The organism is Micromonospora sp. NPDC023869 (assembly GCF_055559695.1).
In genome coordinates, this window is sequence record NZ_JBVHKD010000002.1 from 144,457 (window position 1) to 156,623 (window position 12,167).

The following is a 12,167-nucleotide window of genomic DNA, read 5'->3' on the forward strand; positions in this document are numbered from 1 at the left end:
ATGGCCGTTCGGTCGAAAGTTACAGAGGAGAAACAGTTTCCCCCGAATTGGTAACTTTGTGTGACGACGCCACGGCGCAATGTGGATGCATCTATGTCTCAGGCCCGCGATCAGGGCAGAACACAGGTCGGACTGGCGACCACGAGCGGCTCGCCCAGTGGCGCCGGAACGCCGGTCTCCCGGTCGACGAGAAAAGTGCGTACCATTTCTGCCCGCTCGTCGGCGACGTACAGATGCTCACCGATGACGGCGAAGTGGCGCGGCCACTCGCCGCCGGTGTCCACCTCGGCCACCTGCTCCGGCAGTTTCGCGCCGAGGGAGAAGACGGTGATCGTGCCCACTCCCCGGTTGGCGACATAGAGGAAGCGCCCGTCGGCGCCCACGGCGATCTCCGACGGCTGCACGTGCCCGGCCCGGCCGCTGGCCTCGACCCGCCCGATCTCCTGGAGCCCGCCGTCGTCGGTCACCTCGTAGGCGAGGACCGAGCCGTCCAACTCGCCGGAGACGTAGCAGCGCCGGCCGTCCGGGTGCCGGGCCACGTGCCGGGGACCCACCCCCGGGGCAGTCCGTACCCGGGCACCCCGGGGTGCCAGCGCGCCCGCCGCGTCGAGGTCGTACCGGTAGATCGAGTCGGTGCCCAGGTCGACGGCGAGCAGCGGCGCGCCGTCCCGGCCCGGCGAGACCATGTGAGCGTGCGCCTGCTCCTGCCGCTCGGGGTTCGGCCCGTGCCCCTGGTGGGCCACCACGTCGGTACGCGCACCCGGGACACCGTCGGCGTCGAGCGGGAACACGGTCACGCTGCCGCTGCCGTAGTTGGCCACCACGAGGTGGCCGCCGTCCGGCGTGACCGCCAGGTGGCACGGCTCCGCGCCCCCGGTCGCCTGGGTGCCGGCCGCGTCCAGCTCCCCGTCGGCCCCCACCCGCCAGGCACTGATCTCACCGGTGGGCAGTTCGTTGACCGCGTACAGCATCGGCAGGCGGGGATGGCGGGTGAGGAAGGACGGCGACGCGGTGACCGCGACCGTGCCCAGTGAGGTCAGCTCACCGGTGTGCGGATCGCGGCGGGCCGCGACGATGCCGGTGGCCCGGCCGCCGCTGGACGCCGTGTAGCCGCCGATGTGCACGATCTCGCCCTGAACCGCCACCGTGTTCCGCCTCCCTGCCGAATCCTGCGTCGATCTCACCAGAAGCCTTGCCCCGATGCCGACCGGTTAGACCTGGAATTCCCGACGGACCTGCGATCCGCCCGGTCCCGGCCCGCGTCCGGCACCCGGGTCAGGCCGCCGGCACCGGCTCACCCCGCTGCCGGGCCACGTGCTCGACCAGAGAGATCAACACCGTCTTGCCGGACTGCCGGTCGCGGGCGTCGCACAGCACCATCGGCACGTTGCCGTCGAGGTCGAGGGCGCGGCGTACCGCCTCCAGGCTGAACCGCTGCGAGTTGTCGAAGCAGTTGACGCCGACCACGAACGGGATGCCGCGCTGCTCGAAGTAGTCGATCGACGGGAAGCAGTCGGCCAGCCGACGGGTGTCCGCGAGCACCACCGCGCCGAGCGCCCCGAACGCCAGCTCGTCCCAGAGGAACCAGAACCGGTCCTGCCCGGGCGTACCGAACAGATAGAGCTGGAGATCGTCGTTGATGGTGATCCGGCCGAAGTCCATCGCCACCGTGGTGGTCGACTTGGTCTCCACACCGGAGAGGTCGTCGGTCTCGATGCCCGCCCCGGTCAGGATCTCCTCGGTCTGCAACGGCCGGACCTCACTCAACGCGCTGACCAGCGTCGTCTTGCCGGCGCCGAAGCCACCGGCGACGAGGATCTTCAGCGCGATCGGGATCCGCTGTCCCCGTTGCTCGCCGTCATAACGCACGGAGTCCATCGACCACCGCCTTGAGGATGTCGTTGTCGGGCAGGTACGTGGCGCGCGGCGGCTGGTGCACGGCGACCAGTCCCCGGGAGAGTAGATCGCCGAGCAGCACCCGGACCACACCGATGGCCAGATTGAGATCGGCGGCGAGTTCGACCACCGGCGTTCCCCGGCCGGCCAACTCCACCAGCAGCCGGTGTTCCGGGTACAGCTCCGGATAGGCGCCGAGGTCCGGGTCCGGCTTCGCCAGCACGTACGCCACCAGGTCGAAGGCGTCCGCGCTGGCCCGTACCCGGCCACCGGTCAGCGTGTACGGCCGGACCACCGGCCCGGCGTCGGCGTCGAGCCATTCGTGCTGGTTCCCCGGTAAGTCAGTGCGCATCGGCGGCACCCACCGACGCCCGGGTGGGTGTCCCCAGATTCTCGCCCACCCTGGTCACCAGCATCGCCATCTCGTACGCCACCAGGCCGATGTCGGCGTCCGCGTCACTGGCGACCGCGAGGCAGGCGCCCTGCCCCGCCGCCGTCACGAAGAGGTACGCGGACTCCATCTCCACCACCGTCTGGCGCACCGGCCCACCGGTGAGGTGGCGGCTCGCGCCCCGGGCCAGGCTGGACAGCCCGGAGGCCAGCGCGCAGAGGTGCTCGGCATCGGCCTTGTCCATCCCGGTGGAGCAGCCGAGCAGCAGCCCGTCCGCCGAGAGCACCACCGCCTGCCGCGCGGTCGGTACCCGCTCCAACAGGTCGTCCAGCAACCAGCCGAGATCGGCACTCTGCCTCGTCGAATGCATCAGGCGTCCCTCTCAGTCGCGGTCGGGGATTGCACAGTCGCCGGGTCACCGGCCGGCGTCCCTGCCGGCTCGGTGCCTCGGTCCTGCTCCTGGTCGGCGGAGGCCGCACCGGATCGGCCCGGCGTGGGCGGTCCGGCGTGCTCCGCGTCGTCGTTCGGCTCGACGGCGGCGCGTCGGCCCCGCGCGGTGCCCGCCTGGAGCGCCGACATGAACCGGCGGGCCTCCTCCGGGCTGCGCGGGGTCGGTTCGCCGAGCGGCCGGATAGGTCCGCGCGGGACCACCACCGGTTGCCGTACGGTCGGCCCGTCGATCGCCGAGGACACCGCTGGCATCAGCACCGTCGGCGCGTCGACGCCGTCCTGCGCCCGGCCGGGTGCCGTCCGGTGCCCGGCCGGGCCGGACGCTCCGTTTCCGGGCGCTCCAGTGCCGGACGTTCCGTTGCCGGGCACCGACGTCGTCGCGGCGGTCGGCGCGACCTCCGTCGAGACGGTGGGCGACACCGGAGGCGAACCGACCGGTGCCGGTCCGACGGTCTGCGGTGCCGGTGCGGCGTCGCCGTCCGCGGCCGGCGACGCCGAGCCGGACGCTGCGATGGTGGCCGACGGCACGGCGGTGTCCGGCGATGCGGTGGCGGCCGGGGATGCGGTGGCGGCCGACGGGGTGGTGGCGGCCGGGCCCCGCTGGCGGATGCGGCGGGGCAGGCCGTCGGCCTCGGCCGGGCCGACCGTGGAGCCGACGGTGGGGCCGCCCCGACTGCCGCTCGTGCTCGCCGGCACCGGCTCGGTGGCGGTCGGCTTCTCCGGCTCTGCCTGCGATCGGGTGCTCTGTCGGGGCACTGTGGTCAACCGGGTGGCCCGGGCCAGCCGGCGCTGTTCCGGGGTGGCGGCCTGGTCGTCCCCGGCGGGAGTGTCCAGGTCTGGCAGGGGCGACGGCTCGGCGGTGATGAGTGCCGCCGGGATCAGCACCACGGCGGTCAGCCCGGTCCCGTCCGACTCCCGCAACCGCACCCGTACGTCGTGCCGGGCGGCGAGCCGCGCGACCACGAACAGCCCCAGCCGCGCGGTCTCGGCCGGGTCGAAGTCCGGTGACCGGGCGAGCTTCCGGTTGGCCTCCTCGATGGCGGCGGCCGTCATGCCGAGCCCGTGGTCGGTGACGGAGAGGGCGTACCCGTGCGCGACGTGCTCGCCCGAGATCTCCACCCGGGAGTCCGGCGGCGAGTACGCGGTGGCGTTCTCGATCAGTTCGGCGAGCAGGTGGATGACGTCGCCGACTACCCGGCCCACGGTGCCGGCGGCCTGAACGTTGACGATGTCCACCCGGTCGTACGACTCGACCTCGGAGATGGCACCCCGGATCAGGTCCACCATCGCGACCGGGTTGCGCCAACCCCGGCCCGGCGCCGCACCGGCGAGGATGACCAGGTCCTCGGCGTGCCGCCGCAACCGGGTGGCGAGGTGGTCCACCCGGAACAGCTCGGCCAGGTGGTCCGGGTCCTCGGCGTCGCGTTCCATCCGGTCGAGCACGGTGAGCTGCCGGTGCACCAGGCCCTGGCTGCGGCGGGCGATGTTCAGGAAGACCTCGTTGAGGCCGCGACGCAGGCTCACCTCGACCATGGCGGACCGGATCGCGGCCTTGTGCACCTCGGTGAACGCCTGGGCCACCTGGCCGATCTCGTCCGCGCCCCGGTCGGCCAACGGCGCCTCGCCGGTCACGTCCACCTGCTCGCCCCGGCGCAACCGGTCCACCACCTCGGGCAGACGCTCCTCGGCCTCCTTGACGGTGCCGCGTACGTGGGTCAGCCGCTGCGCCAGCGATCGGCCGACCCGCAGCGCGACGACCAGCGAGAGCACGACGGCGACCAGGCCGAGCAGTCCGGCGGCGGCCAGCCGGACCAGGGTCCGCGCCGCCATCGGCACCGAGCGGTCGGCCAGGCCGTCGGCCTGGGTCAGTTCGAAGTCGCGCAGCGACCGCTGCACCGTGTCGTAGCTGTTCTGCCAGGCCTGCTGATCGAGCCGGAGCCGGGCCGAGGGGTCGGCGGCGACCAACTCGTCCTGCATCTGCCGCAACTGCGTGAACTCGTCCTGCTCGGTCAACCGTTGGTACGCCGCCCGGTCCGGCTCCGGCAGGTCGGCCACCGCGCTTTCGGCCAGGAAACGCTGGTTGGCGATGCCCTGCACGAGCAGCGTGTGCTCGCCCTCGGCGAGTCGGCCGCCGATCAGCGCGCCGGCCAGCAGCGCGTCGGTCTGACCGAGCAGCTCGCGCGAGCGGCCGATGTCGGTCAACGCCCGCGCTTCCCGGTTGAGGTCCTGGTCCGGCAGGTTCGCCAGGGCGGAGAAGGTGTGGAACGCCGACGAGATCATGCCACTGTAGAGGCCGATCACCCCGGCGCGGTCGAGGTCGCGGCGATCGATGAACTCGCGCCCCGACGGCAGCGCCTCTAGTTCGCCGAGGAGGCGGTCCAGCCGGGTCTCCAGCAGCTCACCGGCGGCGTCGCGGAGTTGGTCCCCGGAGACCCGACGCTGGAGTTCGGCGATCGCGGTGTCGGTGCGACCCCGCTGTGCGACCAGTTCCGGAAGTACGCAGTTGGCCGGCGGTTGACCGCAGACCGTACGGGGTGAGCCGAGATGGACCACCGAGAGCCGCCGCTCCCGTTGCAGCTCGGCCACCACCGTCTCGCCCGGCCGGCCCAGGTCGTACAGCAGGGTCCGGGCTGCGAGCAGATCCAGTGCCGGGCCGAAGGTGAGTGTGGTCGCGAAGATCCACAGGGCTAGCAACGCGGTCACCGGCACGACCACCAGCGCGGTCAGCTTGGAGCGGATCGGCCAGTCGCGGGTGTTCAATCGGACCTCGCCCGGGAGGGTGGCTGGAAGGGCTCCGGCACGGCCGGGCAGCACCCTCGCCGACGCGCCCCGGCTGTCCGCCGGGACGCCGAGGTTCGGGCGCCTTGGGCAGGATACGTAATCCGCGCCGGACGCACTACCGTCTGTCGAGACTACCTATACGGTGCCGGACGTCCCGAGGACGCCCCTGCCGCCCGGAACGGGCGATCACACGGCGCTCGTCCGGTTCCCGGCCTCGACCGATGCTCCGAATCGCCGCTCGTCCCCTCCGGACGGGGTCTCCGCCCTGCCCACCGCCGATTCGGATGAGGAAAGTGCTCCGGAACGGGATTGGCGATCAGTGCCCGGAGGGAATACCTCAAGGCGAAGGAGGAGCCATGTCGCCCACGCAGATAGTCGTCACCGTCCTCGTCATCCTGGTGGTCGCCGCCGTGGCCGCGGCCGTCGTCGTGGCCGGCCGCCGCCGGTCGCTACGGCAACGCTTCGGCCCGGAGTACGACCATGTGGTCGCCGAGCGGGACAGCCGCAGCGCCGCCGAGCGGGAGCTGCGGGACCGGGAACGCCGGCACGCCGAACTCGAACTCGTCCCGCTGGACCCGGAGTCCCGCGCCCGGTACTCCGCCGCCTGGGAGGAACTCCAGGTGCGTTTCATCGACTCCCCCGCCGAGACCGTCGGCCAGGCCGACGAACTGGTCACGCGGCTCGTCGCCGAGCGGGGCTACCCCACCGGTGACTTCTCGGACCAGATCGCCCACCTGTCCGTCGAGCACGCCCGGACGCTCAGCCACTACCGGGACGCGCACGAGATCCACCTGCGCAACTCGCGGGGCGAGGCCAGCACCGAGGACCTCCGCCAGGCCGTCGTCCACTACCGCGCCCTCTTCGCCGACCTGCTCGGCGAGGAACCGGTCGCGGCTGCCACCACGCCCGAGCAGCGCCACCCCGAGGCCGCCCATGACGCCACGAACCGCTGAGGAGAGCACCATGCGGCAAGACGAGCAGCAGCTCAACAACGACCACCCCGAGGCCGTCCGGTCTGCCCCGGTGGCAGTGCCGCCGAACGGTGCCCACCGGGACGTACCGGACGACCTCGACGGCGTCGACGAGCCGACGGACCGCGACCGGGTGGAGTCCACCGACCGCAACCGTCCCTGGGACGGCCGGCCGGGCGACGACGACCGGGATGACGAGGTGACCGATCCCGCTCCGGTGCCGACCGCTTTCGGCGCCACCTCGGTCGGTGGCGCGGTGGCCGCGTCCGCACTGGCCAGTCGGCGTCCGGAAGACGAGATCGACCCGCGCGAGGAGCGCACCGCGGCGCCGGGCGACGGCGCGGTCGACGGCGAGCGGGAGGGGCTTCGGGCCGACCCGACGGCCGAGTTCGACCGGACCGGTGACGACGTGGACCGCACCGACCTCGACCTGGACGACTCTGACACGGCCGCGCACCGTGGGACGGACGCCCACCGGGCAGACGACCTCGACGGGCGGATCGGGTCGCGGGACCTGCCCGGTGACGCGTCGACGGTCGACACTGCCGACGTGGCGGCGGCGGGCGGCCCCGGCTACGGCAGCGCCGCCCCGACGATGGTCGACCCGGACGGCCCGTCGCCGACCGGCGACACCGACGCCGGATCGGCGGTTCCGGCCAGTGCGGCGACCCTCTTCGACGAGACGACCGCACAGGGCTTCCGGGATCGCTGGCGGGACGTCCAGCTCCGCTTCGTGGACGACCCGCAGGCCGCCGCCGGTCAGGCGCAGTCGCTCGTCGACGAGGCCATGCAGGCGCTGTCCGCGGCGCTGGCGGAGCACAAGGACAAGCTGGGCGGGTGGCAGGAGGCGGGCTCGCCCGACACCGAGCAGCTCCGCGTGGCGGTCCGCGGTTACCGCGACTTCCTCGATCGGGTGCTCGGCCGCTGATCACCGTCGAAGGCGGGTGTCCCGGAGCGGGACGCCCGCCTTCGTCGTGCCGTCGCAGGCATTACCCGGCGACCTGCGGGTACCCGCAGGGGGCCGGAGGAACCGTGCGGCGGACAGGAGGGCGGCAGGATGACGGATCGTGACCGACCGCTGGAGGAGCGCCCCGAGGTGGCCGCGGCGGTGGACGACGACAGCGGCGTTCCCGAGCTGATGACCGGCGGCGGGGCCGACCGGGACACCCCGGCCTTCGCCGGGCCGGGCGAGCGGATCGACCTCGACGCGCCCACCGAGGACGTCATCGCCGACCCGTACGCGGCGGGCACCGGCGCGACCGGCACCGGCACCGGGGCCGCCCGGGACGACATCCGCACCGGTGCCGAGCAGCCGTGGGACCCGGAGGACCTGGTGATGGCCCGGGGCCAGGACCTCACCCCCGAGAACATCGAGCGGGCCCGGCGTGAACTGGCCGAGACCGGCCGGGCCGCGATCGAGAAGACGGTGCCCTGAGCGCCGGACGGGCCCACCCGGTTCGAGTGGACCCGTCCGGCGCGGCGAGAGGGGCCCCTGGTCCGACCGGTGCGGTCGGACCAGGGGCCCGGGGAACCTGCCGCCGCAGCGCCTCACCTACTGCTGGCGGCCGGTATGCCTAGCCGTCAGGACAACGGCGGGTAGGCGTTGCGCATCAGCTCGGCGAACTGCGCCGAGAACCAGGCGCCCGAGATCGGGGCGTCGGCCAGGGCACCGCTGCGGCTGTTGCCGTTGCGGTCGTTACCGGTGTAGGTCGGGTCGCACATCCGGTCGAAGCCCTTGCCGTCGTTGTTCGGGATCTCGCGGCTGGAGCCGTCCGACTCGCCCGGGGGCTTGGCCCAGACGTAGGCGTCGATGCCCGTCGCCGGCGCGGCCTTCGGCCGCTCGCCCATGCCCGCACCGGCCTGGTTGCACCAGTTGCCCTTGTGGATGCGGCGGTCGACCCGGCCACCGTCCACGTAGGCGTCCACGCTGGTCGTCGGGCCCGCGCCGGTGGGCCGGGCGCTGCCGCCCCAGCCGTTACGGGAGGTGTCGATCAGCATGCCGATGCCGCTCGGGAAGCCCTGCCGGACCAGTTCCTGCCGGAACGCCTGAGCGAAGCTCTGCTCGTCGTTGTAGAAGTTCCAGTCGATCCACTTGGCCTGGCGCACCGTCTGCCCGTTGACCGTGTCGGTGATCTTCGCGTACGGCTCGATCAGGGCGGAGTAGTTCGCCGTGTTGGTGATGAAGCCGTGCACGTGGTTGACCGTGCTGCCGGAGGCGGTCGCGGCCTCCTTCAGGACCTGGGCGCTCGGGACGAAGTTGCTGTCCCAGCCGAGCCAGCCGTGGTGCCCGGCGTCGACGTAGTTGTAGACGTTCGAGAGCGCGCCCAGCTTGGCCAGCGCGTAGCCGACACCCTGCACGTACGCGCCGTTGGCCTTCACCGTGTCGCACATCACGGTGCCACCCGGGTTGTTGGAGGTGTTGGTCACCAGGTTCGGCAGCGAGTCGACCTCGATGACGTTGATGATCCGCAGGTTCCGGTACTTCGCGTCACCCATGATCGCCGCGATCGGGTCGATGTACTCCGCCTTGTACTTCGGCAGCTCGTCGGCCTTCAGCTCGCCGTTGGAGGCGAGCGCCGCGCAGTCCCGGCCGGGCAGGTTGTAGATGACGAACTGGATGTACTCGGCGTTCTGCCGCAGCGCCTCGTCCAGGTGGTCCCGAATGCCCATCGGGCCGTTGGACTGGCTGTTGTCCGTACCCTCGATCGCCGCGATCCGGTCGATCCAGACGGCGGTCGAGATGCTCGACACCCGGTTACCGCCAGCGACCGACTCGGCCCGGGCCTTCCACTCCGGGTTCACGTAGCCCCGGGCGTTCAGGTACGGGTTGTCCACCTTGGTGCCGGGCGGCGGCGTGGTGGGCGGAGGCGTCGTGGGCGGCGGCGTGGTGGGCGGAGGCGTCGTGGGCGGCGGCGTGGTCGGCGGAGGCGTGGTGGGCGGCGGCGTGGTCGGCGTGGTGCCGCCGTTGCACGCGACCCCGTTGACCGTGAACGAGGTGGGCTTCGGGTTGCTGCCGCTCCAGGCGCCGTTGAAGCCGATGCTGGTGCTGGCGCCGGTGGCCAGGTTGCCGTTGTAGGACTCGTTCTGCGCGGTCACGTTCCGACCCGACTGGGTCCAACGGGCCGACCAGCCCTGCTGGACGCGCTGGTTGGCGTCGGGGAACGTGAAGCCGAGGGTCCAGCTGGTGAGCCGGTCGCCGATGTTCCGGATGGTGATGTTGGCGGTGAAGCCGCCCTGCCAGTCGTTGGTCGTGTACGCGACGTCGCACTGCGTCGCGGCGTGCGCCGCGGTGACCGGTATCGTCACCAAACCGCCCGCGACCAGCGCGCTCGCGCCGGCCAGCGCGACAGCCCGCCGTCGACTGGACAGCCTTCTCCACACATTCATGCCACTGATCTCCTTGGGCGAGACCGGATCCGCGTACGGCCCGGCACGTGGCGTCCGAGGGACGTCCTACACGGACGACCGCCGATGCCAACGGGATTCTTCGGGAGCGCCCGACCCGGGCGGGCGTTGGTGGTGGTGCACGACCGGTAAACCCGGTCGACGGCAAGTGGTCGTCCGGTGACACCGGCTGCCCTCGATACCTGCCTGTGCGGTGTGGCTCCGATCACCGCGTGCAGCGATTCTTGCATGGGAGCGCTTCCATGGCAATGGTTCGATATTTTCGAAACCCTACCCCGGCCCACCTGACCCGCCTCGTGACATACCGCCACTGAATGAGCGTCTGCCGGTCACCAGGAGTGGAACCACTCCACCGGCGACACCCCGGCACGGCTCCCTCAGCAGAGCCCTACCGAGGGGGTAAAACGCACAAATGCCAGAACACGAATCTTTCCCTTCATAGGCCGTGAAACGGTCTAACGTCAGTTCTGGCTCGCTTGTGCGAGCCGCAGGACAACCAGGGATGGAGTGACACAGGTCATGGCTAAGAAGATGCTGGGGAAGGTCGTTGCGGGTGCCGCCCTCGGCGGGGCTTCCCTGCTGGTGTTCGCGCCCGGGGTCGCGCTCGCCGACGGCCACGGTCCCGAGGACGAGGGCAAGGTCTTCGCCAAGCCGCACGCGGTGAAGCCCGGCGACGAGGTCAAGCTGGTGCAGATCTGCGAAGAGGCGCAGGAGCACCCCTTCGTCTGGTCCAAGGTCACCGGCAAGGTCGAGCTCGAATCGGCCCACGAGGACGGCGACCAGGGCGACAAGGGTGGCGACCGGGACTGGAAACAGGACCGCAAGGACTGGGAGGACCGCAAGGACTCGCAGCACGACAAGGACTGGCAGGACGAGAAGGACTCGCACGACAAGAAGGACTCGCAGGACGGCAAGGACTGGCAGTCCGGCGGCGAGGACCGCTCGGGTGGCAAGGACTGGTCGGGCGAGACCGAGTCGGCGCCGGAGTCCAAGGGCACCGGCGGCGGCGCGGCCGACGCGGCCGACGAGAGTGGCAAGGACCGCGACTGGAAGGCCGAGGAGCACGGCCAGGACGCGGAGGGGGCGCGGGACCACAAGGCCCCGTCCGCCGAGGAGGAGCGCGACGCCAAGTCCGAGAAGGACTGGTCGAGCAAGAACGAGCACGAGTCGTCCGGCGAGAAGGACTGGTCGAGCGAGGGCGAGCGCGAGTGGGAGCGGTCGAGCGAGCGTGACTGGTCGGGCGAGCACGGCAAGGACGACTCGGGTGACCGCTGGGAGCACGAGAAGGACTTCGTCTACTACGGCGAAGCCCGCGTCGCCAAGGACGCCAAGCCCGGCACGTACGAGCTGAAGGGCTCCTGCGGCGTCGGTGAGCTGGTGGTCCTGCCGCGCGGTGGGGTCGACGGCGGAGACGGTGGCATCGCCACCGGCGCCAACGGTGGCCTGGCCACCGCCGGAGCGGGCATGGTCGGCGCGGCGGCCCTCGGTGGCCTCGTGCTGATGCGTCGGCGCCGGACCGATGAGTTCGCGGCCTGACGCGACGGCGAGACGGGCCGGCGGCCGTCACGGTTCTCCGTGGCGCGCCGTCGGCGCCGCCGTCGTCGTGCTGCTGGCCATGGTGGGTTCCGGGCTGGTCGGCGCGGCACTGCGGCCCGTCGAGCCGGTACGTCCACCGCAGCCCCTGGCACAGGCCGGGCCGAGCACCCCCGAGCCCCGTGCGTCCGTACCAATCGACGACGCGGACCTCGACGACGGTGACTCCGGCGCGACCCGCCCCGCGACCGGGCTGCCCCGGTCCGCCCCGACCACGATCACCATTCCCCGCATCGGCGTCAACGCGAAGATCATGATGCTCGGCACCAACGCCGACGGCACGGTGGAGGTCCCCCCACTGGACCAGGCCATGCTCGCCGGCTGGTACGAGCCGGGGCCCAGCCCGGGCGAGGTGGGCAACTCGGTGATCGTCGGACACGTGGACTCCGCCGCGATCGGCGCGGCCGTGTTCTTCTCCCTCGGCGCGTTGCAACCCGGCGACGTCATCACGGTCAGCCGGGCCGACGGCGGCTCGGTCGACTTCCGGGTGGACTCGGTGGCCGCCCACCCCAAGAACGCCTTCCCCACCGAGCAGGTGTACGGCCCGTCCGACCGGCCCGGGCTGCGCGTGATCACCTGCGGCGGCCAGTTCGACGAGGCCAAGGGCGACTACCCGGACAATGTGATCGTCTTCGCCTCGCTGGCGAGCTGACCGGAACGTTAGGAAGGGCCCCTTCCTA

At 71.9% G+C, this 12,167-nt stretch carries 11 protein-coding genes; 5 read left to right on the forward strand and 6 right to left on the reverse strand.

Annotated elements, in window-relative coordinates; all coding sequences use genetic code 11:
• Positions 1-110 precede the first annotated feature (110 nt).
• The 5 genes from ACZ31C_RS06375 to ACZ31C_RS06395 form a co-directional block, all read right to left on the reverse strand.
• Positions 111-1,145: a lactonase family protein gene (locus ACZ31C_RS06375; RefSeq protein WP_465794463.1), complete on the reverse strand. Its 1,035-nt coding sequence runs from the start codon at positions 1,143-1,145 to the stop codon at positions 111-113.
• A gap of 130 nt (positions 1,146-1,275) precedes the next feature.
• On the reverse strand, positions 1,276-1,878 hold the full coding sequence (locus ACZ31C_RS06380) for a GTP-binding protein (RefSeq protein WP_350692358.1): 603 nt from the start codon (positions 1,876-1,878) through the stop codon (positions 1,276-1,278).
• On the reverse strand, positions 1,859-2,248 hold the full coding sequence (locus ACZ31C_RS06385) for a DUF742 domain-containing protein (protein ID WP_117225943.1): 390 nt from the start codon (positions 2,246-2,248) through the stop codon (positions 1,859-1,861). The genes ACZ31C_RS06380 and ACZ31C_RS06385 overlap by 20 nt, the downstream gene beginning before the upstream one ends.
• On the reverse strand, positions 2,238-2,657 hold the full coding sequence (locus tag ACZ31C_RS06390) for a roadblock/LC7 domain-containing protein (RefSeq protein WP_350692360.1): 420 nt from the start codon (positions 2,655-2,657) through the stop codon (positions 2,238-2,240). The genes ACZ31C_RS06385 and ACZ31C_RS06390 overlap by 11 nt, the downstream gene beginning before the upstream one ends.
• The gene (locus ACZ31C_RS06395) at positions 2,657-5,497 is read right to left on the reverse strand and encodes a sensor histidine kinase (protein ID WP_465794464.1); all 2,841 of its coding nucleotides are present in this window, start codon (positions 5,495-5,497) and stop codon (positions 2,657-2,659) included. The genes ACZ31C_RS06390 and ACZ31C_RS06395 overlap by 1 nt, the downstream gene beginning before the upstream one ends.
• A gap of 377 nt (positions 5,498-5,874) precedes the next feature.
• Here ACZ31C_RS06395 and ACZ31C_RS06400 point away from each other — a divergent pair, with 377 nt between their 5' ends.
• The 3 genes from ACZ31C_RS06400 to ACZ31C_RS06410 all read left to right on the forward strand — a co-directional run bounded on the left by ACZ31C_RS06400 (position 5,875) and on the right by ACZ31C_RS06410 (position 7,924).
• Positions 5,875-6,471 carry a hypothetical protein gene (locus ACZ31C_RS06400; RefSeq protein ID WP_465794465.1) on the forward strand — a complete coding sequence of 199 codons (597 nt, stop codon included), beginning with the start codon at positions 5,875-5,877 and terminating at the stop codon, positions 6,469-6,471.
• Positions 6,472-6,481: 10 nt separating this feature from the next.
• The gene (locus ACZ31C_RS06405; protein WP_465794466.1) at positions 6,482-7,417 is read left to right on the forward strand and encodes a hypothetical protein; all 936 of its coding nucleotides are present in this window, start codon (positions 6,482-6,484) and stop codon (positions 7,415-7,417) included.
• Positions 7,418-7,546: 129 nt separating this feature from the next.
• Positions 7,547-7,924 (forward strand): hypothetical protein, encoded by a 378-nt coding sequence (locus tag ACZ31C_RS06410; RefSeq protein ID WP_350692367.1) that lies wholly within the window; start codon positions 7,547-7,549, stop codon positions 7,922-7,924.
• 146 nt (positions 7,925-8,070) lie between these two features.
• Here ACZ31C_RS06410 and ACZ31C_RS06415 read toward each other — a convergent pair whose 3' ends face one another.
• Positions 8,071-9,876, reverse strand: coding sequence for a glycoside hydrolase family 6 protein (locus ACZ31C_RS06415; protein ID WP_465794467.1), 1,806 nt, complete (start codon positions 9,874-9,876; stop codon positions 8,071-8,073).
• A gap of 537 nt (positions 9,877-10,413) precedes the next feature.
• Between ACZ31C_RS06415 and ACZ31C_RS06420 the strand changes: the two genes are divergently transcribed.
• The gene (locus ACZ31C_RS06420) at positions 10,414-11,430 is read left to right on the forward strand and encodes a hypothetical protein (protein WP_465794468.1); all 1,017 of its coding nucleotides are present in this window, start codon (positions 10,414-10,416) and stop codon (positions 11,428-11,430) included.
• Entirely contained in the window at positions 11,414-12,139 is a 726-nt protein-coding gene (locus ACZ31C_RS06425; RefSeq protein WP_465794469.1) for a class F sortase, read from the forward strand. The genes ACZ31C_RS06420 and ACZ31C_RS06425 overlap by 17 nt, the downstream gene beginning before the upstream one ends.
• Positions 12,140-12,167 lie beyond the last annotated feature (28 nt).